The organism is Spirochaetota bacterium, assembly GCA_040756435.1.
GTDB lineage: Bacteria > Spirochaetota > UBA4802 > UBA4802 > UB4802 > UBA4802.
Genome location: JBFLZD010000008.1, coordinates 1 through 22,273, shown reverse-complemented (window position 1 = coordinate 22,273; position 22,273 = coordinate 1). Strand labels below are relative to the sequence as shown.

Annotated in this window: 18 protein-coding genes and 1 tRNA gene; 10 read left to right on the top strand and 9 right to left on the bottom strand. The window is 35.4% G+C overall.

Features of this window, described 5'->3' with window-relative positions:
* The first annotated feature begins 8 nt into the window (after positions 1 to 8).
* Together AB1444_03805 and AB1444_03800 are read left to right on the top strand one after the other, a co-directional pair.
* Positions 9 to 1,727, top strand: coding sequence for an AMP-binding protein (locus AB1444_03805; protein MEW6525776.1), 1,719 nt, complete (start codon positions 9 to 11; stop codon positions 1,725 to 1,727).
* Positions 1,728 to 1,745: 18 nt separating this feature from the next.
* Positions 1,746 to 4,127 (top strand): hypothetical protein, encoded by a 2,382-nt coding sequence (locus AB1444_03800; GenBank protein MEW6525775.1) that lies wholly within the window; start codon positions 1,746 to 1,748, stop codon positions 4,125 to 4,127.
* A gap of 12 nt (positions 4,128 to 4,139) precedes the next feature.
* Here AB1444_03800 and AB1444_03795 read toward each other — a convergent pair whose 3' ends face one another.
* The 3 genes from AB1444_03795 to AB1444_03785 all read right to left on the bottom strand — a co-directional run bounded on the left by AB1444_03795 (position 4,140) and on the right by AB1444_03785 (position 5,014).
* Positions 4,140 to 4,469, bottom strand: a complete 330-nt coding sequence (locus AB1444_03795) for a hypothetical protein (GenBank protein ID MEW6525774.1) — start codon at positions 4,467 to 4,469, stop codon at positions 4,140 to 4,142.
* A 21-nt stretch (positions 4,470 to 4,490) separates the two neighbouring features.
* Positions 4,491 to 4,913 carry an ATP-binding protein gene (locus tag AB1444_03790; protein ID MEW6525773.1) on the bottom strand — a complete coding sequence of 141 codons (423 nt, stop codon included), beginning with the start codon at positions 4,911 to 4,913 and terminating at the stop codon, positions 4,491 to 4,493.
* Positions 4,914 to 4,939: 26 nt separating this feature from the next.
* Positions 4,940 to 5,014 (bottom strand) — tRNA-Pro (locus tag AB1444_03785).
* Positions 5,015 to 5,604: 590 nt separating this feature from the next.
* Here AB1444_03785 and AB1444_03780 point away from each other — a divergent pair.
* A complete protein-coding gene (locus AB1444_03780) occupies positions 5,605 to 8,223 on the top strand; it encodes a 1-acyl-sn-glycerol-3-phosphate acyltransferase (protein MEW6525772.1) in 2,619 nt (872 codons plus the stop codon).
* A 399-nt stretch (positions 8,224 to 8,622) separates the two neighbouring features.
* Here AB1444_03780 and AB1444_03775 read toward each other — a convergent pair whose 3' ends face one another.
* Positions 8,623 to 9,195 (bottom strand): outer membrane beta-barrel protein, encoded by a 573-nt coding sequence (locus tag AB1444_03775; GenBank protein ID MEW6525771.1) that lies wholly within the window; start codon positions 9,193 to 9,195, stop codon positions 8,623 to 8,625.
* Positions 9,196 to 9,606: 411 nt separating this feature from the next.
* On the opposite strand from AB1444_03775, the gene AB1444_03770 reads away from it, so the two are divergent.
* Entirely contained in the window at positions 9,607 to 11,919 is a 2,313-nt protein-coding gene (locus tag AB1444_03770) for a hypothetical protein (protein MEW6525770.1), read from the top strand.
* Between the two features lie 183 nt (positions 11,920 to 12,102).
* Complete coding sequence (locus AB1444_03765; GenBank protein ID MEW6525769.1) at positions 12,103 to 13,920, top strand: GAF domain-containing protein; 1,818 nt, start codon at positions 12,103 to 12,105, stop codon at positions 13,918 to 13,920.
* Position 13,921: 1 nt separating this feature from the next.
* On the opposite strand, the gene AB1444_03760 is transcribed toward AB1444_03765, so the two are convergent.
* The gene (locus tag AB1444_03760) at positions 13,922 to 14,845 is read right to left on the bottom strand and encodes a LysM peptidoglycan-binding domain-containing M23 family metallopeptidase (protein ID MEW6525768.1); all 924 of its coding nucleotides are present in this window, start codon (positions 14,843 to 14,845) and stop codon (positions 13,922 to 13,924) included.
* A 300-nt stretch (positions 14,846 to 15,145) separates the two neighbouring features.
* On the opposite strand from AB1444_03760, the gene AB1444_03755 reads away from it, so the two are divergent.
* The 5 genes from AB1444_03755 (at position 15,146) to AB1444_03735 (ending at position 18,390) form a co-directional block, all read left to right on the top strand.
* Positions 15,146 to 15,919, top strand: a complete 774-nt coding sequence (locus tag AB1444_03755) for a hypothetical protein (protein ID MEW6525767.1) — start codon at positions 15,146 to 15,148, stop codon at positions 15,917 to 15,919.
* A 141-nt stretch (positions 15,920 to 16,060) separates the two neighbouring features.
* On the top strand, positions 16,061 to 16,483 hold the full coding sequence (locus AB1444_03750) for a polymer-forming cytoskeletal protein (protein MEW6525766.1): 423 nt from the start codon (positions 16,061 to 16,063) through the stop codon (positions 16,481 to 16,483).
* The gene (gene pdxA, locus AB1444_03745; protein MEW6525765.1) at positions 16,473 to 17,462 is read left to right on the top strand and encodes a 4-hydroxythreonine-4-phosphate dehydrogenase PdxA; all 990 of its coding nucleotides are present in this window, start codon (positions 16,473 to 16,475) and stop codon (positions 17,460 to 17,462) included. The genes AB1444_03750 and pdxA overlap by 11 nt, the downstream gene beginning before the upstream one ends.
* Positions 17,463 to 17,468: 6 nt before the next feature.
* The gene (locus AB1444_03740; protein MEW6525764.1) at positions 17,469 to 17,912 is read left to right on the top strand and encodes a hypothetical protein; all 444 of its coding nucleotides are present in this window, start codon (positions 17,469 to 17,471) and stop codon (positions 17,910 to 17,912) included.
* A complete protein-coding gene (locus tag AB1444_03735) occupies positions 17,902 to 18,390 on the top strand; it encodes a tetratricopeptide repeat protein (GenBank protein MEW6525763.1) in 489 nt (162 codons plus the stop codon). Before AB1444_03740 ends, AB1444_03735 begins: the two co-directional genes overlap by 11 nt.
* Before the next feature lie 41 nt (positions 18,391 to 18,431).
* Here the strand turns inward: AB1444_03735 and AB1444_03730 are convergent, their stop codons facing one another.
* The 4 genes from AB1444_03730 to AB1444_03715 form a co-directional block, all read right to left on the bottom strand.
* Positions 18,432 to 18,764 carry an STAS domain-containing protein gene (locus tag AB1444_03730; protein MEW6525762.1) on the bottom strand — a complete coding sequence of 111 codons (333 nt, stop codon included), beginning with the start codon at positions 18,762 to 18,764 and terminating at the stop codon, positions 18,432 to 18,434.
* A 75-nt stretch (positions 18,765 to 18,839) separates the two neighbouring features.
* On the bottom strand, positions 18,840 to 19,877 hold the full coding sequence (locus AB1444_03725; protein ID MEW6525761.1) for a hypothetical protein: 1,038 nt from the start codon (positions 19,875 to 19,877) through the stop codon (positions 18,840 to 18,842).
* Positions 19,878 to 20,019: 142 nt separating this feature from the next.
* Positions 20,020 to 20,436: a hypothetical protein gene (locus tag AB1444_03720; protein MEW6525760.1), complete on the bottom strand. Its 417-nt coding sequence runs from the start codon at positions 20,434 to 20,436 to the stop codon at positions 20,020 to 20,022.
* 9 nt (positions 20,437 to 20,445) lie between these two features.
* Complete coding sequence (locus AB1444_03715) at positions 20,446 to 21,015, bottom strand: NUDIX hydrolase (GenBank protein MEW6525759.1); 570 nt, start codon at positions 21,013 to 21,015, stop codon at positions 20,446 to 20,448.
* Between the last annotated feature and the right edge of the window lie 1,258 nt (positions 21,016 to 22,273).

The following is a 22,273-nucleotide window of genomic DNA, read 5'->3' as shown; positions in this document are numbered from 1 at the left end:
GGCCTTATATGTACGAAACAAAGCCATGGCTTAAATACTATGGAGAAGTGCCACATTCACTGGATTACCCTAAGGTAACCATGTATGAAGCACTGTTGCGTACGGTTGAGCGAAAACCCAATGCAATTGCCTGGGACTTTATGGGGTATACGGCCACGTACAAGGAGTTTGCACAACTCATTGATAGGTGTGCTGAAGGGTTGTATGCATTAGGGCTTAGAGAAGGTCATACCATAACTATCTCCATGCCGACAACACCCCAGGGAATAATATGTTTTTATGCGGTAAATAAAATTGGGGCTGTGGCCAGTATGATACATCCACTATCGCCCCCAAAAGAAATTGAATTTTACCTTAATGTTAGCAATAGTACATTTGCTCTTACCATTGATGCCTTTTATGGTGCGTTTAAGGAAGTGATGGATAAAACGCCCTGTAAAACCTTAATTCTTACTAAAATCTCTGATTTTCTGCCAGGGCTTAAAGCTTTGGGGTTTTATCTTACCAAAGGGAGGAAAATCCCAAAAGTGCCAAAAGATCCGCGCGTGGTGTGGTGGAATGACTTGATGAAAAAGAGCAGCAGTGTTCCCAAATCCAGCATGAAAACTGATGATATGGCAGTTATTTTATACAGTGGTGGCACTACAGGCATGCCCAAAGGCATTATGCTTTCAAACATGAATTTTATCAGTGAAGGTATGCAGGTTGCTTCATGGGGGAAAATGTCTGAGGATGATTCAATACTGGCAATATTACCAATATTCCATGGATTTGGACTGGGTGTTTGTACCAATGCATTTTTTATGGGTGGTGGCAAAAGTATCCTGGTACCCCAATTTGATCCGGTTATCGTTGCAAAACTTATTAAACAAAAGAAACCCAATTTTCTTATTGGCGTTCCAACGTTATTTGAAGCTTTGAGTAAAAATAAGGTGTTTTGTTCTGCAGATTTGTCATGCATTAAGGCAGCTTTCAGTGGTGCAGATACTTTGCCACGTGTAGTGAAAGAAGAATTTGAAAGAGTAGTGGCACGGCAGGGTGGGAATGTAAAATTGCGTGAAGGGTATGGGCTTACTGAAGCAGTAACAGCAATTATGGCAATGCCAATGAATGAATATCGCGAAGGTAGTATTGGAGTTCCTTTCCCTGATATGCTGGCAAAGATTGTTAAACAGGGTACAACTGAGGAAGCCCCATGTGGACAGGAAGGTGAAATATGTGTTTCCGGGCCTGCAGTAATGCTTGGCTACCTTAATCAGCCGGAAGAGACCGCAAAAACGTTGCGTAAGCATGATGATGGGCTGGTGTGGTTGCATACCGGTGATATAGGGACAATGGATGAGGATGGATTTTTCTATTTCAAATTGCGCTTGAAAAGAATGATTAAATCTTCTGGATTTAATGTATACCCATCTCAGGTTGAAGATGTATTGCGGAAACATCCAGCAGTTGACCAGGCCTGTGTCATAGGTGTACCGGATAAGGCACAGGTGGAAAGGGTAAAAGCATTTATTGTATTGAAACCGGAATATAAGGATAAAGCAGGTAATACATTGGCAGAAGAATTAATTGGACATTGCAGGGAACATCTGATAAAATGGAGTTGCCCACGGGAAATTGAGTTTAGAGATGAATTGCCAAAAACAAAAGTTGGCAAAATTGCCTTTAATGTGCTGGAAGAAGAGGAAAAGGAAAAATTACGAAGCCGTGGAGAATATGCTGGATAAAGTTCCGATAATAGGAGTATGAACAGACTTTCTATATATATTTTTGAATTGGCATTTACATTTCCGCGGCTGCGATATATTATCTGGGCTGTTATTATTAGTGTAAGTATCTATGCAGGTTACCACCTCTTTTACGAAGAGGTGGTAACCTATCCGGTGGGATGGGAGCGAAGTGCTCTTATAACACCATATACACTGAAAGTGAAATCACCCTTTGCAGTGTCCAAAGGCAATGTTATTGCAGTGGCTTTTGAGGGCACGGAAAAAAATGAGAATGGTATTTATGTTATACTTTCCCTCAATGGCGGAAAAGATTTTCTACCGCCTTATAAATTATCAGGTATTGACCCTTCTGTGGCTGTGCGCCCTCATATTGCCATATCAAACAACGGTCACATTGCCTGTACCTGGCATAACCTTGTTGATAGCAAAAGTAAAATATTTCTAACCGTTTCAAATGATTTGGGTGCTACATGGAGCAAACCTGTTGCACTATCGCTTCAGACTGATGAATCCATGTTATCCCAGGTGTTTTATGATTCCACTGGCGGGCTGCACCTGTTTTATCATGGTTCAGTAGGTGGCCGTCTAATTCTGTATCATGCATTTTCTCCGGATGAATTGCAATTTACCAGGATAGATACAATAGCAGATATTGCAACGGAATACCGGGGTTTATTCTTTCCTGCTATAGTATTTGAAGGTGATTCAATATACTTAGTGTTTCAGGCAAAGATATTATCCGGAGGAGTGTTATCCGATGATCTGTTCTTTGTATATTCAGGTAATAATGGAAAAAGTTTTTCCTCGCCAAAGCGCATTACTCTGAGCCCGGCTAATGATTCTTCTCCGAATCTCTATTTACACAAAGATGTTCTTTACTGTGTCTATATGAACAATGAACAGAAACACTGGGAAGTGAGATTATTGCGAGGATACAATAAAGGGAAACAATGGGAACCTGACCCTATTATTATAACAAGAGCAGAGATTGATTGTTATGCTCCTAAATTAGTTGCTTCCTCGGATGATGAAATGCTTATTGTATGGAATGATATGCGAGAGCGATATCAGGCAGTGTTTGGAAAGAAATATTCTTTGATTGATGGATCGCTTTCCAATGCACTCAGGATATCCGATGCCAATGTTACCTCATATGAACAGTTCCCGGTCATTGTTAAAAAGCAGGTTCTATTATTCTGGAATAGCAACCAGCGCCTGCTGGCAAAGTTTTCGGATATTTCGGTACTTCCTCCAAACGTATATTCACGGACACATCCTGAAAATATTTGGACACGTCAAACCAATGCCATTATTGAATGGGATCCACCAGTTGATGAATCTGGTATAGCTGGGTATGCTGTTATTTATAATGACCTACCAACATTTGACCCAACAGTACAGAACGTGGAAGGGCCTATACGAAAATATGTTGTACCTGATTTAAAGGATGGCATAACCTATTTTCACATTCGAGCTATTGATAAAGCTGGTAACTACAGCCGTACCATCCATTATCCATTGCTTGTTTCCAGTACGCCACTACCCATGCCCACAGTGAGTTCCCCAACCCATCCTGAAGGTACACAGGTGAATAATCCGGTTCCAGTATTACAATGGACAGTTGAACAGCGGGACAGGCTTAAAGGATTTTACTATGCAATTGCTAAAGATGCCATTGTTGAACCATCAGCATTTACAACTGCTGATTCAGTGACTCTTGAAAGCCTGCCAAAAGGAAGATATTTCTTCAGTATTCGTCCCGTTGATATGACCAACATGAAAGGACGGATGGCCACCTATGAGATAGTTATTGGAGATGTTGGAAAGGCAGATGCAGCATACTATGAACAATTAGCCAAAGGTATTTTGCCACCAGAAGAGTTACCGGGAAAAATCCCGGGAAAGGTACGGATACAGTATCCGATTGTGCTTTTTAATATACCGTTTAAAGAAATTTATGCGTCTTCATTTTACAAATTTTCGTTATTGCCAAAAAACATTTTGCAAAAGCAGGTTCAGGGGTATTCTGTTGTTGTTTCTTCACAGAAAGTAGTACCACCGTTTATCGTTACACACCCAACCAGTGAGATAATGCTTACAAATGTTAAACCTGGAAATTACACCATAACAGCTCGCATGCGGTATATATACTACCAGAATGGCAAACCAGTATATAAATGGAGTGCACCCAGCTATACCACGCTGGTTGTTAAATCAGCATATACATCCCCATTAATGAACTATGCTGAAAATCTTAATCTAATGATTAAAGACAGGCAGTTAGTAACTATCATCTACAGTATAGGATTGCTATGTATAGTTCTGGCAATAGGCATGAGTACCCGCATAGCCTTTTCTTTCCATGCACTGTGGTACAGGATGTTCCGGATTTTTTAGAGAAATCAAAGTTTACTTGTCGGTTAATATTCTTAAATCGGTTTCAGGTGGCAATGAATCCTTTGGGGTGGTATCAACGGGAATTTCTTGTTTTTTTTGTAAAATCTTTCTATGAGTTTTAACATTGTTTGGTGAATTACTGGTTTGTTTAAGATGTTGTGTTGCTGTGGTTTGATGGATGTGGTCATTGTTACAGCTTTTATATATAAATAGAGTAATTGCAAGAACTATCGCCAGAATTATACATGGTATGATGTGATAACTGGTATATCGTTTTGCAGGTGTAGCGTATTTACCAGAAGTATATGAAAGCCGGTTGGGGGTACTGTTATATCGTTTCATAGCACTATGCTGGATAGCTCTTTAAACAGGATTGCTATTGTGTGTAATGGGTATTGCCATGGTTATGCTGTTTCCTTTTTTGTTCCATGAAACTTTGGCAAATTGTTTAATTATAAAAATGCCTCGCCCCCGGGGTTGCAGGTGAACATTTGAATGTAAATCGGGATGCTTAAAGCCATTCCCCTCGTCGGTAATAGTAATATACAATTGGTTGGTATCCTTTGCAACCTCAATATGGAGATATTTATTCTGATTCCATTTATTGCCATGTTCCATGGCATTGGTTATTGCTTCATCAATTATAAGGTACAGTTCAAGATTGTCCAGCCTTACCTGTATTTTATTTTTAGCAAGCTCGGTTATAATATCGTCTACAATAGATTTCCGTATTTCTTTAATTGTAGGGTATTTAGCTTTTAATAAAGTCATTTTAGAATGAGTCATCAATTCCTCAGTATATACTAACGCTTTCGGGATGGGGAGATTTGAACTCCCGGCCTCTTCGTCCCGAACGAAGCGCGCTAACCGGACTGCGCTACATCCCGCTGTTTATCTAAAAGGCTTTATTTATAATATTATATCATGACAATTGTACTAGTTACACATAAATTTTTCTTTGTTAATCCTGGTTACAGGTTATATGAAAACTTTCATTATATTCATTCTGGCAATATATACTGTAAACAGGACATATATATTGCAAACATTTTTTTAATCAGAGATAACAATTTTAGGCAAAAACCTATAATATTTCAATCAATATTTTTATATAGAAGAAATAATTCTTATCCTTTTGATTTGTAGCATTTAGTATGCTGTATGTCATTGGATGAAATTTTTAAGAAATTATTACTGGATTTTTTTAACTATTGTGATCATAAAAGTAAAAATATATATATAATTATGTATAGTGTTTCAGTCCAATTATCTTAAAAAAGTACTTGCAATGAAAAACGTATTATTTACAATACTCAAAAGTTTATTACATGGTTAAAAAATGATTAAAATTTAGATATTTTCGTTTACAATTGTGGAATAACTAAAAGAAGATTAGTATTTTATAAAGCATTAAAAATCTTAAAATAAAAAAATGGCTATGAACATTCATAGCCTTCATTTGTAAGGGGTGATTGTTATGAAAAAAAATGATGGAGTTATAACATCAGGCATATATGATGGAATAATATATGAACGTCTCAATCCATTACTTGAAAAACTGGCCCTGGTACTTTTTAACACCGTTGATTTTGATGAGGAAAGCTGTTCACGGATAGAAGAATGTATTGGTAAAGGTCATGTTGTCTATGCATCCTTCCAGAGTTCAAACCTATCACTTTTGATATTATATAACCTACTGCGCAGGCATAACTATCCTCTTCCGGTATTTGCACTGGAGTACAACCCCTTCTGGTTTCAGGATATTGGGTTTATAACAAGGCGTTTATGGCAATTTTTTTCATCTACAGTGTTAGGGAAACAGTATGAATACGTTCTGGATACCGATTATGTTGAAAGTTTAATAAAAGATAATAAGAGCATCCTTTTTTCATTATTATCTAAACGATACTTCCTTAAACGATATACTGAAGTAAAATATGACTCCCTGCGTTATTTAATAGAGGTTCAGAAACGAATAGATGAGCCAATTTATTTATTGCCCCAAATGATATTCTGGAACCGAAATCCTGAACGATCAGGTTCACCTTTAGGTCCATTGTATTCAATAATCAGTTCTCAGGCAACGGGGGATAAGTCATTGCTGTTTGCATGGCTTACAATTATGAAAAGTGCAACTGCTCCTTTTGTACGCATTTCACAACCAATTAATTTAAAAGAGGAAATAGGCAAAGCTAAAGTTGATGATACACGTCAGTTAGCTGTTATGGTGCGCAACAAATTGCTGGAAGATTATTATCATGAAAAACGTACCATATTAGGTCCAGTGCTGAAATCACAGCAGGAAATGATGGAACGGGTATTATATCACCCCAATGTTGAAAATGAGATTAAACGTATAGCTCAGGAAGATGGAATACCGGAATCAAAGTTGCGCAAAAAGGCGTATAAATACTTTAAAGAGATAGCAGCCAATTTTTCCATATTGTACATACGGGTATTTGAAATGGCTCTGGACTGGATGTTCAGAAAAATATTTGACGGTATACGGTATGATCCCAAAGCCATTGAAGAAATACGTCAGGCAGCAAGCAGGGGGCCCTTAGTGTTAACTCCCTGCCACAAGAGCCATTTAGATTATTTGTTATTATCGTATGTATTTTATAAAAATAAGATGGCACCTCCGCATATTGCTGCCGGGGTAAACCTATCATTTTTCCCTATGGGTACAATCTTCAGACATTCGGGTGCATTTTTTATGCGTCGTACCTTCAGGGGATTGAAATTATATCCTACGGTATTTAAGCAATATATCAAAACAATTGTTTCTGAAGGATATACCATTGAGTTTTTTATTGAAGGAGGTCGTTCAAGAACAGGGAAGGTGGCATTCCCAAAATTAGGTTTTCTAAGCTATATCACGGAAGCAATTGAAGAAGGATATAACACCGATATAGTATTTGTGCCAATTTCAATAAATTATGATCGTATTCTTGAAGAATCAAGTTATGTCCAGGAACTCAAAGGAAAAGAAAAGGAAAAAGAATCTGTTGTAAGCATGATGCAAAGTAGCAAGTTGCTTAACCGTAAATATGGTATGGTATATATCAACTTTAATAAAACTTTTACTCTTAAAGAAATTAAATCTACACTTAATCCTGTCAATGTTCCAGAATCAGTTGCCATGAATATTGTCAGGAGAATCAATGATGTTGTAACCATCACCCCGTTTTCCCTGACAACTACCGCTATCCTTATGTCTTCAGTGAAAGGCTTTTCACGGGAAATGGTGAAGAATAACTTTGAATCGTTGTATGATTTCTGTGAATATAAAGGGTATCAGCTTTCAGATACTCTTAAAGATAGAAATAATTTTGATGAAATAATTGATTATGTTATTCAATCTTTTAGAGAAGATAAAATACTTGAGTCATTGAAAGTAGTGGGTGAAGGGAAAAAACTGGAAACTATGCCTGACATGTATGTTCTTCCAGAAGAAAACAGGCCAAGAATGATTTTTTATAAAAATTCAATCATCCATTACTTCCTGCCACTAACGTTTTCATCGCTTGCACTCAGAATAATGAATAAAAAAGGAGAAACATCATTAGATTCTTTCAGAAGTGAATATGTATATATACGGGATCTTTTCATGAAAGAATTTATTTATCCGGAGAATATGCTGGAAGATGTTATGCTTTCTATAAAAGACGCCATTAAGTATATGCAGCAAAAAGGGTATGCTACAATAACCAAAAACAGCATTGCCATCAATGATGACCGAGAAAAGGATGCCCAGTTGCGTTTTTTTGGAAGAATTTTACAGGAATACCTGGAATCATATTATATTGTTTGTTCAACATTATTGCCAAAGAAAAGAGTTCAGATACAGAAAAAAGACCTGCTCACTGAAATACGCAAGAATGGTGTGAAAATGTATCATACAGGTGAAATAATGCTTTCAGAATCACTATCGCTTCCCAATTATACTAATGCATTGAGTTTATTGCGCTCAGAGAAAGCATTATCTGAAAAGCAGGTTGGCAGGAAAAATGTAATCATGGAATTAATTAATCAGGAAACAGTGGAAACACTTTTTGAAAAGATAAAGATATATCTGGATGGAATACGAGCATAAAAAAAATGAGAATGTCTTAAAAACAAATCTTGTAGGTTCAATGACGCGGGTGCAAAGTCATTGCGAGCGTAGCGCTTGTCATGAATGTTTTGACAAGCTCAGTAACCGCCTGTCGAAGGGAAGCAACCTCAATGCCGCAGAAGATGAGGTTGCCACGCGCCTGCAGCGCTCGCAACTATGGGATTGCTTCGTTACTTCGTTCCTCGCAATGACAGGAAGGCAAAAGTCATTACAAAGGGGATGCCTTTTGGCACACCCCCTTTATATCTTGATGCATTTTATGGACACCTTTTAAAAAACCTATTTCATCATTGCGAATGCAATACAATGAAAGCGGTTTTATATGAATATATTGTGCCCACAAGAGAGCACCCTAAAGAAAAGTTTTTAGAAGTTTTCTTATATATTTAATCGTGCTCCAATGTTTATGGAATTGCTTTTTAGCTTACCATCATCTTCTAACTTGGAGTAATTATATAAATACTCACCAAAAATTTGGACAAATGGAAACACAGTAAACGCAGCCCCTATACCACCGTAGTATGAATTAAATTTCTTTTCATCTGACCATGTTCCAAGTGGTGTTTTAATTTCAACTTTTTCATTGATTGCTATACCAGCCCTGGCATAGGGATGGATAAGGATTGGCAGTTCTAACATGACTATCGCATCAATTCCGTACATGGTTTTTGTAAGATCAAAATCCTTACCAGCTACTGTATATGATAGTGGTGATTTTTGATAAAATCCACCAATTCCCATGCTCAATACCATCGGAATTACTGAACCATTGAGGTGGCCAATAAAACCATATTGCCAGCCATTTGTGTCGGCATTGCTGATATCAGGGCTGTCTATCTTACCTGCAAAGGTATAGCCACCATACATGCCAAAATCAACTATGGCAAATGATGCTGTTGGCAACATCACCAGAGCTATCGCCATGCATATTAATTTGTGTGTTAACTTCATAAAAGTATTTCCTCCTTAATTATTTTTACATAGTGTATTGTGAGATAGTACCAGTTAATAACATTAAAGTGCAACGATTTTTTGAAAAAATATAGTGATTGCATGGCTACTCAATAATAATACAAAATTAACCGATATTGTACAGTAAGGGTTGTATATAACTATTGACAAAATAGTATTAATTATTACAGATTAATTAATATGTCAGCGGTTATGGGCCCTGTGAAAAAACTGCTTTCTTCCAAAATTATTTGTAAAATAGAAAGCGGTTTTGCCTTATATATGGTGCTCATAAGGGAACATCCCAAAAACAGTTTTTAAAAGTTCCCTTATTTATTGTCACAATTAGATTTTTTATGAATATTATTATATATTATTAATATGAGATAGTTTATAAAAAACATAATGGATATGAGTCAGGAATTAGAACATAAAGTACGTGAGCTGGAAGAAATTACCGACATACCTGAACCTGTCATTGATTTAACAGAGGAAGATGTTGTTATTGATATGCCTGTAGAGGAAAAGGTTTCGGGTGAGCTGGAGGAGATTACAGGCTTACAGGATATTACTACTTCGACGCTTATTATAGAAGATGAAAATCCACCTTTGCAAATACTGAAGGGTGATGATGATATAATCGATATAACTGCTCATGTTGATGCTATTAATACTATTAAAGTAGTCAAGCATACTAAAGTTCATAGCAAGCTTCAGAAGGAAGATAGGTTGTTTGAGGACATCCCTGAACCGTTACATTCCTCTACATCCCAAAAAGAAGAATCCTTAGTTAAAGATAGTTATATTGATACTACCCTTGATGAAGAAAACAGAGAAATAAAAGGCAAGATATATTATGATAAAAATATTGATGCACTGGTAATAGAAGATTTTTCTGAAGATGAAGAATTAGCACAAAAAGAAAAGGAAGAATCAAAAGAAGTAGCCTCCGGATATGAATTTGAAGCAGAAAAAGCAACGAGTAAACCTTTATATGTTGATGAAGATAATGTAATTAGTGATGAAGGTAAAATTAACCGACCAGAAGTAGATATTTTAACTATTGAGATACCTCCAGAAGTTAGAAATAAAATAGAGGAAAAGGATATTGAAGATTTCCAATTTATTAATCTTGATGAAGCTGAACAGATAGCAAGTGAAGATATTTTAATTCTTTCAGAAGAAGATTTAATTGAAGAACTTGATGAATATGATCTTATCCCAATTGAAACTACTGGAGAAGAAAAAAAGTCAAAAGAAAAGAAGAAAGAAAAAGTAACTTCAGATGTAAAAGTTTCACCAAAGAAACATGAGCCAGAAAAAAAGGAAGTAGTTGACGTTAAGCCGCTTGATGGAGATCGTTCAGAAGAGGTTATCATTAAACCTGATAAAGAAAAGAAAAAAGCTGAGCCCGCAAAAGTCATACAAGAGGAAATAATACAAAAAGAAGAAAGTATAGATTTGAAGCAGGAAGAAATTTCTGTAACCGAAGAAATAATAAAAGAAGTACCTAAAATAGATACAGAAATAAAAGAAAAGCCTCAAGACCAGCTACAGCCACCTTCCCATGAAACGAATATAGACATAATAACGTTAGAAGAAGAAAAAGAATTTGTACCTGCATCAGTAACTACGAAAGAAACTGGTGACTCATTTGATACAAAAAATTTAATAAGAGATTATGCACAATTTAAAATTGAAACTATTCCTGATGAACTGGCCGTGGCTGCTAATCAAAAAATCATGATCATAGATGATACAGGTGTTGAAGTTAAAGATCACGTGTCAATGGAAGAAAACCCTATAGATGATATTGATAAATTAGTTAGTGGTATGATAGAAATTACAGAAGGCGAGGCTAAGATATTAAAAGAAGCCAGTTCAAAAGAAGAGGATGAATATATAGCTCCAATCCTGACAGGAACACTGCCAACATTCCAGGACAAAATGATAGAGTTTGAAGAAGAGTATAAGTTTAAAGATGATGATATAGTTTTTATAGACAATGCTGTTCTTGTAGATGAATATGATAAATATTTAAAGGTTATTGATGATTATTATGAAACAAAAGCAGTTAAAAAGAGTTCATCTACTGTAGAACTTTTTGGTTTAACCAAAGATGAATTTGAGTTTTTTTATGACATTCTTTTTGAAAAAGAGTACGAAACAATCAAAGCTTCAAAAGCATTTAAAGATATTACAGTTGGGAGAGACCACCCCGAAAAGGATGCCACACTAGTAAAGCAATTTAAATATATACAGGCAAAACCGCAAAGCCTGTCTGATAAAGAAAAGAAAAGCATTGAGGAAAATATAGAATCACCAGTAGCTGTTGTCATAGAAGAAAATATTGATGATATAGTTGAGCGGTTAAAAAAGATTAAACCACAGGTTGATATTACAAAATTATTGGCTCAAATGCCACAACAACCTTCAAAGCTCTATGATATTGATGATAGTAAATCAGATATCATTATTGAAGAAAAACCTGCAAAACAGGAAGAAATTACTAATATTACTGATCAGGTCATTATTCTTGATAGCAAAGAGGATGTAAATAGATTTGTTGATACATTACCGGTTGAGAAGCAAGAAAATATCCGAAGGTTGCTTAAATATCTGGATTCATTGTTTGATAAATTACCAGAAGATGTTATAAAGAATTTTGCCAATTCTGAATATTTTGACTTGTACGTTAAGGTATTAAATGAATTAGGAGTTTAGCCTGTATGGGGTTATTGGAAAAAAGCATTACAATATAAACAGGAAATAAATAAAAAAGGTAAAGAAACACTCATAGATACAATTATTGGACCAGCAGAAACTGAATTTATCAATGACAGAAAAGATGACGAATCTACGGCTTTACAGGATGATGGAAATACTATTGAATTAAGTAATGGGGACTTGAAAAGTATTGAGCCAATAGAAGATGAGTTATTTATTTTACCTGATGATAATACTCCAGCAAAAGATAAAGTTGCAACAGATACCACTAAGTATGATACCGTAATAATGCAAGAACAGGAACTTATGTTGAATAGTGAGCCCGATTATTTGGGGCCTGAAGATGAACCGGATTTAGAATCATTGCAGAAAAGCAGTATTCAGGAAACAAACGAATTTAAGGGTAAAAATTTTGATAATAGGCAAAATGGTAGCCCAAATTTTAGAATTATTGAATCCCCGGAAGAAAACAAGGATAGTGTTCATGCTATGCAGGAAGATGATACCACAAAACAATCTCTTTCCACTGAGTATTCCATAAAGCCTGATAAGAAGTTTCAGGACTTTGTTGTTTTATATGAAATTGGTAAAGAAATAGTTAAAGCTCATTCGCTGAATGAATTGTATGATGCCATACTCTTTTCAGTTATGGGGCAGATTGGTTCAGCATCTGCTACTTTACTGGTATTAAGCGTTGATGATGAAAATTCTTTAATTGTGGCTGATTCCAGGGGTATAACAATAAAAAATAAAAATATCCATTTTGATATACGAAAGGGCCTTTTTAATATACTTATGCAATCAAAAGGGGTTGTAGATATAGAACAGTTTAAACAGGAAACTCAATACAGGGATGAGTATTATCAGTTAATTGCAATTGATGCTCGTTTATTTATTCCCTTACGATATGATTCCAAAGTCTTTGGTGCTCTGGTTCTGGGTGATAAAATAACAATTGGGGATTACAGTGAAGAGGAAATTGATTTTATTGAACGGATAAGTGAATTTGCTGCCATAACCTATGAGAAAGTGCATAAAATGGAACAACTTGAAAATGATATACGCAAATCAGTAGACGATAGAAAATTCTGGAACGACTTAGATGAATATAAACAAAGTTTACGAAAGTACCCACAAAAAGATCATTTCAATATAAGTGCTCAAAGTATAATGAAGGCTAATGGTTTTTTGAGCTATGCAGCGTATATTAAAAATAATAAGGATGGAAGTTATTCTTTATTGTTGACAGATGAGGAAGATGTACTGCTTCTTAAAGAAGCAGCAAATACTATACATGGTGATACAGCGTTTATTGACTATATAGTATCATTCAATTCAGCTGCAGACTTAGAAGATTTTGACAGAAATAGGGCTATACGAGAGGTTTTTTCAGAAAGTAGTATACGAAAGATGACATTGTTCTGGATCAACCCATTTAAAGTGGCTGATGAACTGCTGGGTTTTTTCTGTGTCTTCAGGCTGCGTGATTATCAGCGAAGGGAAATTCAGTTTGAACGGTTTAAAGTAATGACAGATTTTTTGTTGAGTCATTATCTGACATTGCAATTGATTGAATCTCAATATGTCAATTATAGTGATATCATATTACCTGTTTTTAACCGAATTGATAAAGAATTGGCTAATGTTACCCGATTAACAATTCCTCTTACTATAATACTTTTTACAATTAAAAATTTAAAACGATATTACACAATTCAAGGGTTGGAAAAAACCCAGGAACTTATGAATAAAATTGAAGCAATAATAATCAGCCGACTTTCTGAAGGTGATTTTACTGCAAGGATTGATAGAAATAAATTTTTAATTGTGTTACCTGGCAAGAACAAGAAATTTGCAGTACCCTTTGCAAATGCACTTAAAAATGAGATGGTACAGCAATTCAGTGATAAAGAATTGCAATTACTGGTAACTTTTCTTATGGCGGAATATCCTGAAGACGGTACGGATGTATATTCGCTGCTTGATGCAATTGATTAGTTTATCGCAGTAACAATAATGGATTTATTGGCTTACTGTTTTTTCTTATTTCAAAGTGGAGGTGAGGGCCCGTAGTCCTTCCTGTGTTTCCTGATTTTGCAATAAGCTGCCCTGCAGTAACTATCGCCCCCTTTTGAACTAATATTTTATTTAAATGGCCATATAAAGTAAAATAGTCCCTGCTGTGTTTTATGATCACAAGATTTCCATAACCGCCCAAAAACCCGGAATACAAAACAACACCATCTCGCGATGCATATACAGGTGAGTTTATGGGGCATGCAATATCCACACCCGCATGAAATTTGTGTGCATGGTCAATTGGGTCTTTACGCACGCCAAAATAAGAACTGAGTTTGCCAACGGTAAGTGGTGAAACAAAAGCTGTTCCTAGAAAAAGGGATCGGTCTAAATCAGAAAGGGTTCCGCACGGAATAAATATATATTGTTTATGTTCGTTTGAAACTATTCTGTTAACTTTCAAAATATATTGTACCGGTATTTGATAACTCAGAGCAATAGCATCATAACTTTCATTTTGAGATTTTTCATGTATTATTCCTCGCATATTTGGTATATAAAGAATAAGCCCTTTCTTTATATCTGATGGAGCTGAAAGCGAATTTACAGAAACTATCGTATCAAGATCTAGATTTGTAACTGATACTATTTCCCAGAATGTTTCATTATTCTTAACTTTATATTTATACATAACAAGCTCTGGTAATTCTTCAACTGATCTATTGCTTTTTATAGTGTACAGTGTTTTGCGTATATCCTTACGTAATAGTGCAATAGTATCATTGTTTCGGGAAAGATCATTGATTACAGGTATTATAGCAGCAAAAGCACTTCCTGATGCGAGGGAAATAAGACATAATAATATAAAAAGATGTAATAAATAATATTTTTTTACAAATTTCATATATGGTATTATCACAGTGTTTTATAGGCACCTTGAAAAAACTGATTTCTTCTGAAATTATTCATATAATGCAAGCGATTTTATCCTATATATAGTGTCCACAAGGGAACATCCAAAAAGACAGATTTTAGAAGTTCCCTTATTTTATATATACTATCGGTAGTTACAGGGTATTCTTGATGATTAAATTTTCATTATAACCGCATAGCTTAATCATGTATATGGAATTTATGTTGCAAAAAAATATCAAGTTTGTTATTATAGTTTAAAATGTTGTAGAAAATAACGTAATGTATACTTATGGACGAGAGAGAAGAAAAAGCTAAACAGATAGTTAGATCTTTACGGGCGTTAGAAGGTGTATTAAAGACTACACCTGATGCAAAACAGCGTGAGCGGGTAAAAAAAGATTTGAAATCGCTGAGGGATAAACTTCAGGAGTTGTATCCTGATGTTGATCTTGATGAACTTATTGAAGCAATACTAACAGATGATTTAATAGTAAACCCAACCGGAAAATCGGAACTGGAATCTCTGGAATATTTAAAAAATGTTGAAATTGAAAAAATATCAAATTTCAAGGACGATAATGAAATCAATATCGCTGCCTCAATTTTAAAGCATTTTTCAGAGAAAATATGGGGCGTGATAGCTGATCAATATACCAAGTTGGATTATTCCAATTCGCTGGAACGGGATGCTCTATACAGAAAATTAGATGAATGCCAGCGGGCATTAAAGATATTTCAGCAGACAGTGGATGATATTGAAAAGGCAAATACAAGCGCTCATATTTCACAATTGAATCTTATGCGGATGCGCCAGGGCAGATTGTTTTTAATGGAATTATTTTCTTTTTTTAAAGATGTTAATGATTTTGTAACAAAAATACTTGCTGATACGGAATTTGGCGGCACAATGGTTTTGAATGCTGATGACAAAATCACTTATGCCAAATATGATGTGTACAAAACATTTGAGGGATTAACAGTAAAAGAAGCCTTGCGATATCTTAAAGGGTTTGTTCAGGAAGTTTTACAAATAATTAAAGTACCAGATAAAACAAAGTTTTAGTTTTGAAAAATTTCATAACTGTATATATTCATACTGCCGGTGGCGGTAATGTATACAATTCATACAGTAAATATAATTTTCATGTTGACATTAATATATTCATTATTTAGCTATGAAAAAAAATGAAGGGCAGGTGTTTTTATGGCTTTAGCAAAATCTGGTGGTGATGTTGCAAATAATGTTATTGGTGAAAATTCTTATTTCAGTGGCAAATTTCTTATTAATGGCTCATTGCGAATAGATGGTCGTTTTGAAGGAAAATATTTGCAGGCTGACCAATTATATATTGGTCCAAACGGAAAAGTTAAAACCAATATTAATGCTGTATCAGTTATAATTGAAGGTTTGGTGATAGGTAATATTAATGCTACCAACAGGGTGTTGTTAATGCCCACAGCAAAAATTTTAGGTGATATAAAAACACCTGAACTTATAATCCAGAATGGTGTAATATTAGAAGGACGTTGCACTATAGCAAATGATCTTAAGATCTCGGCCAAGGACCTGATTGAAAACGAATATGAAAAAAATAAAATAATACCCGAGGAGTTTCTTGCAGATTAGGAAGCCCAGAGTAGCTATTACTATTGGCGATCCAGCTGGCATTGGACCGGAAGTTACATTAAAAGCATTATGTGATTTTGAAACACTGCCGTGCCTTCCTCTGGTGATATGCAGGGTTGGTGTACTGCAACAATACTATAATCATCTCATGCCTCCGTGGGATATTCTGGATTTTAATCAAATACAACCTGATACTGTTATACAGAAACCTTATTTTATAAATATCCCTAGTGATGCACCAATCCCAAAACCTTCCTGTGGCACTGAACTTACAGGCAAAGAAAGCTTAGCATATATTGATGCAGTCATTACATTATGGAAGCTCAGATTAATTGATGCAATTGTTACTGGCCCTGTAAATAAATCCCTTATTGAAAAATGGGTGCCATTTATGGGACACACTGAATATATTGCAAAACAGATACATGAAGATAATCCACGGATGCTCATGTATTCAGGAAAATACAATGTTATGCTTGTATCAACACATGTACCTGTTTTTAAACTAAAAGATGTTATTGATTATAATGTATTGCTGCATACTATTCAGATTTGTGAAAGCAGCTTAACCAGAATAATGAAAAAAAAGCCAAAGATTGCTCTATGTGGGCTTGATCCACATTGTGGAGATGATGGTGCAATAGGCAATTTTGATAAAGATGTAACAGCAAAGGTGGTAAAGGATGCACAAGCACAAGGAGTAATAATTGAAGGGCCATTTTCTGCCGATACTATATTTATACCACAGCGCTGGGCACACTATGATTGTGTTATAGCTCATTATCATGACCAGGGTTTAATACCTTTTAAGATGCTGGCGTTTGATGAAGGTGTAAATATTACTGTTGGATTATCAGTTATACGGACTTCAGTTGATCATGGGACTGCATTTGATATTGCTGGCAAAGATTGTGCTGACTATAGCAGTATGAAGAAAGCCATAGAATTGGCATGCTATTTAGCTTTAAAAGAGGGATAATACCCAATGAATACAACAATGCTATCCACTTCATTATTGATATTTACAACAATCTGGGGGTTGTCAGTGTTGCTACTCTGGATGCGTCCCAGAATTGAAATACTATGGAAAATTGCAACTTCTGCTATATTTGGGTTTTATGTGTGGTTTTTTTATAAAGATCTTGTAAAAGGATATAGCCAATTGGAAAAAGACTGGTATCTGGTAACTATCGCTTTTATAAAAGAATTCAGTGCCCTAATTTTTGCAAATATGTTTTTCTTATGGCCATTAGCATTAATAATTATCTTTTACAAGGCAGATGACATTGGTGCAGAGCGGTTGCTGAAATTTATGTGCATATTTACCCTGGTTGTATGGCTTGTTTTTACATTATACACATTTTACAGTAAACAAATTGATACATTTTTATTTCACACACTTCGCGAAATGATCCCCAATGCTCAGTAAATCAATACTTATTGCGTTATTATGTTTGGTTCCTCTTCAAAGTCAGTTTGCTTCATCAGTATGCAATGAAGCAACTGCACTTGCAAAAGCTAAAGAATATTCAAAAGCAAAGGATTTATTTTTTAAAGCTATCAATCTCAATCCTTATTACTACTGTGCCCATTATGGATATGGAAAAGCATGTCTGTATTCTGGAGATATTAATAATGCTATCAAGCATTTAAATATTGCTGTAAGTTTAGATGCAACGTCTGCACGTGGGTGGTTTTATTTGGGTTTTGCACACTTTTTTGCAAAGAACTATGTCAAAGCAAATTATTGTTTTAAAGAAGCATACAGATTAGATACGGGATTGGTTGAATCGCTCTATAATGTTGCCGTTATTTATGAAATTACTGGTGATACATATAAATCAAAAGTTTATTATGATAAATATTTTTTTGAGAAAAATAAAAAGGATACAGGTCTTCTGTTCTGAAAGTTACAAGTATGGTGAAAAATTTGTTTTGTTATAAAAAGCTATTTTTTATTTTTTACATCATCCATTGAGTCAATAAGTGAAAAGTAATCCAGTACACGTGTTATTTTAAACAATGTTTTTATTGATGGTGCAACATTAAGGAAATGTAATTTACGGGAATTTTCTTCAAGTTTCTGGTGAATTTTAACAAGCGTGCCCAATGAAAAACTATTAATATACTGCACATGTTTGCAGTCCAGTATAACATCAGTAGTTGATTTGTTGACATTGGTAAAGATAGCCCTTTCCACATCCTCAGAATTTTCTCTGATTATATCTTCGTGTGGGGTTACTACAAGAATTGAATCTAATTTTGTTGTTTCAATAAACATAATGAATATTATTTGATTATAATAATATTACCAGCACTGTAAGTAATTATTACAGTGCTGGTAAAGTGTCATGATTTATTCAATAGCTTTAATGGTTGTGTCAGGTGCAATGATGTCAACAAATACTGATAATACAGCAACAGGTGATACATTACCAACTTTATCTACTGCTTTTGCTTCAATCAGGTGTTCACCATTGGTATCAAACTTTATGGCTCCGGTGTATGCTTTAAATTCGCCTTTGCCATCCAATCGGTAAAGAATAGAGGATAATCCTGATTCAGCATCGCTTGCTGAAATGGTATAGCTGTAATCAGATGTTGCAACTTTTCTGCCATTTTTATCAAGCAGTTCTTTATCGGGCTTAATTTCAACAATAGGTGCTTTGTTGTCAACAAATATAGATACATTACCATCAGTTAAGTTAATGGGGTTGCCATTTTCATCTTTTGCAACCATGGTGTATTTCTCAGTATAATTGGTTACATTATCCATAGCTTTAATGCTTAAACTTATATCCCCTTCAACTGGTATAGTAAAAGGTGTTAGATAGGGCTGATAATTGTTTTTATCTATACTGTATTCTACTGACTGAACTCCTGACAATGCATCTTTTGCTTCAACAACAAAAGTAAAATTTTTTGAAGCATATAATTTTGTACCTGATTTTATAACTGGTGCAGATACAGAAACATTGACCACAGGTGGGGTGTTATCAACTACCACCTTGAAAGCTTTTGGGTCTTCTTTATTTCCAACTTTATCAACACCATAGTAGCTTATTACATGTTTGCCTTCTTCATAGATAGCAAAAGGCTCTTTGTATTCCAGTTCATTACCTGCATCAAGTTTATACAGTATTTTATCTGTTGCAACATTGTCTTTAGAAACCAGTTCAAATTTAACCTTTGAATTTACAAAAGTGCTCACGCCGTTGCTGAATGATGTAGCCTTGAGTGCTGCTGTTGCAATCTCTTCTTTTTTTACTTCAGGTGAAGCAGGACTCTGGACATCAGGCTGAACCACATTTTCCTGTGTGGTTTGCTGTGAAAACGTTAAAGAAGAAAATACTAATACTATGGGTAATAACCATATTACATACTTTGTTTTCATATAACCTCCTTTAGATTATTATTCTTATTTTTTGAGAGTAAATGCTATTGAATAGTATAAAAAAAGTTTATTATTTTATGCTTATCTTTGTCAAATGAAATTTTTATTTTTTCAGTATTAGATAGTATAGTAATTCTGTCTTTTACTGTAAATAAGTATTGGCTGTATTAATTATTAACCGAATAATCTGAGGGACATTGTTGCAAAAGTTTTTTTCTGGTGTATACTCAATTTTGCACTGGTGGCGATAGTTACCCTTAGTAACCTTCAGCATATAGTAATTTCCATATGAATAGCAGTCTTTGCAATTCCATATTCCTGATGAAACAATCTTTTCCACAAGCGATGAATATTCATCCACCGGGATTGAACGTTTTTTCCTAACATACAAAGGGCTTGTGGTCTCAATGTATGCTTGTTGTCCAATCCTGGATATGATAATATGCCACTCCTCATAGTAAAATGGTGCCGGGTGATATGAAAGAGTAATAGAAAAATCCGGTACAGTACTTTGCAGTAATAAGAATAATGATGCTATAATTGATTTACCAGTTATCATTATAGTGTATCAAAAAAGTAATAGTTTGTCTTTTGGAATTGTTGAATAGGGTGACAAAAAGTAAAGTAGCAATGCTGTGATTATAATAGAATGATTAATAACCCCATTCTGGATATACTCTAATACTTGCTGTGGTGTTAATGTTAAAATTTCTATATCTTCTGCCAGATCCAATGATTGTTCCTGAACCTTTTGAGCATTCAACGCACAGTAAAAATGGATATAATTATTCATAATAGCAGGATTGGCTGCCAGCTTTTTGAGTAGTACTATTTCCTGTGCCTGGTAGCCTGTTTCTTCCAATAATTCGCGATGTGCAGATTTGGCTGGCTCTTCGCCAGGGTCAATAAGACCAGCTACTGTTTCTATGGTATATTCATCAGTACCCAATCGATGCTGCTTTACCATTACTAAATTGCCACTGGTATCTACAGTAACAATATTCACCCAATCAGGATTATTGAGAATGTAAAAATCATGATTAACTTTTTTGGCTGGGTGATAGCACAAAAGTTTCTCAATCGAAAAAATCCTTTGTTTATTAACCGTGTCGCGTTTTTCTATGTGCCACTTATCCATATGCTATTATCCTGCCCATAACATACCTTAATAACAATTAAATTGTCAATATATTTATGTGTATACGATTCATTCCAAATGTAATTTCAAATTGTAAGTGCAATATTTAGTTGTTCTTGTAAAACCTCATATTAAGATTTCCATCCTTTAGACTTTCGTGGATGTGTATTTTTTCATACGTGCGTTTTCAAGCTTAATTTCCCTCTTTTGATATTATTTTTTATGATTGCCCTAATAACTCCATTTTTCATGGTACTTTCACCACAGTCGCTCATTCTTCAAAATATTATGCGTTATCAAACTACTGCTCTATTATACATTTTACTATTTATATATTTCCCTATCCCTATGTTTTTTGAAGTAATCAACACAGCTTACAATATATAGCAATGCGGTGTATGTGAAATTATTTTCCTTTCATAACAACACTCCCACTAACCTCCAGTATTGGTAACATTACTGCACTAAACCCCAACATTACTACCCACCAATCCCCGGAGGGGATGATATTACTGTAAACACCCAACTGAGTAACACATCATCAAACCTACGGAGGGGATGACATTATTGTAACTCCCAGCTGAGTACCACACTATCCAACCCACGGAGTGGGTGGCATTACTGTAACAGCGCCATACAACCACCTCGCCAAACCCCGGAGGGGGGACATTACTGTAACAGCGATATACAACCACCACATCAATCCCCAGAGGGGATGACATTACTGTAATCTCAGGCTGAGTAACACATCATCAAACCCACGGAGTGGGTGGCATTACTGTAACAGCGCTATACAACCACCTCGCCAACCCCCAGCGGGGGTGACATTATTGTAACCACCTAACGGAGTGAAATGCCATAAAACCCCGGAGGGGATGACATTTTTGTAACAGCACCATACAACCACCTCACCAATCCCCGGAGGGGATGACATTACTGTAACCACCAGCTGAGTAACACACTATCCAACCCCCAGCGGGGGTGACATTATTGTAACCACCTAACGGAGTAACACACCATCCAACCTACGGAGTGGGTGACATTACTGTAACAGCACCATACAACCAACTCATCGATCCCCGGAGGGGTGACATTACTGTAACAGCACCATACAACCACCTAATCAACCCCCAGCGGGTTGACACACCACCAATCCCCGGAGGGGATGACATTACTGTAACCACCAGCTGAGTAACACACTATCCAACCCCCAGCGGGGGTGACATTATTGTAACCACCTAACGGAGTGACACGCCGT

Bases quoted from the DNA above. Each gene is read 5' to 3' on its own strand.
- AB1444_03805 (MEW6525776.1), top strand. From the start codon at position 9: ATGTACGAAACAAAGCCATGGCTTAAATACTATGGAGAAGTGCCACAT.
- AB1444_03800 (MEW6525775.1), top strand. From the start codon at position 1,746: ATGAACAGACTTTCTATATATATTTTTGAATTGGCATTTACATTTCCG.
- AB1444_03795 (MEW6525774.1), bottom strand. From the start codon at position 4,469: ATGAAACGATATAACAGTACCCCCAACCGGCTTTCATATACTTCTGGT.
- AB1444_03790 (MEW6525773.1), bottom strand. From the start codon at position 4,913: ATGACTCATTCTAAAATGACTTTATTAAAAGCTAAATACCCTACAATT.
- AB1444_03780 (MEW6525772.1), top strand. From the start codon at position 5,605: ATGAAAAAAAATGATGGAGTTATAACATCAGGCATATATGATGGAATA.
- AB1444_03775 (MEW6525771.1), bottom strand. From the start codon at position 9,195: ATGAAGTTAACACACAAATTAATATGCATGGCGATAGCTCTGGTGATG.
- AB1444_03770 (MEW6525770.1), top strand. From the start codon at position 9,607: ATGAGTCAGGAATTAGAACATAAAGTACGTGAGCTGGAAGAAATTACC.
- AB1444_03760 (MEW6525768.1), bottom strand. From the start codon at position 14,845: ATGAAATTTGTAAAAAAATATTATTTATTACATCTTTTTATATTATTA.
- AB1444_03755 (MEW6525767.1), top strand. From the start codon at position 15,146: ATGGACGAGAGAGAAGAAAAAGCTAAACAGATAGTTAGATCTTTACGG.
- AB1444_03750 (MEW6525766.1), top strand. From the start codon at position 16,061: ATGGCTTTAGCAAAATCTGGTGGTGATGTTGCAAATAATGTTATTGGT.
- AB1444_03740 (MEW6525764.1), top strand. From the start codon at position 17,469: ATGAATACAACAATGCTATCCACTTCATTATTGATATTTACAACAATC.
- AB1444_03735 (MEW6525763.1), top strand. From the start codon at position 17,902: ATGCTCAGTAAATCAATACTTATTGCGTTATTATGTTTGGTTCCTCTT.
- AB1444_03730 (MEW6525762.1), bottom strand. From the start codon at position 18,764: ATGTTTATTGAAACAACAAAATTAGATTCAATTCTTGTAGTAACCCCA.
- AB1444_03725 (MEW6525761.1), bottom strand. From the start codon at position 19,877: ATGAAAACAAAGTATGTAATATGGTTATTACCCATAGTATTAGTATTT.
- AB1444_03720 (MEW6525760.1), bottom strand. From the start codon at position 20,436: ATGATAACTGGTAAATCAATTATAGCATCATTATTCTTATTACTGCAA.
- AB1444_03715 (MEW6525759.1), bottom strand. From the start codon at position 21,015: ATGGATAAGTGGCACATAGAAAAACGCGACACGGTTAATAAACAAAGG.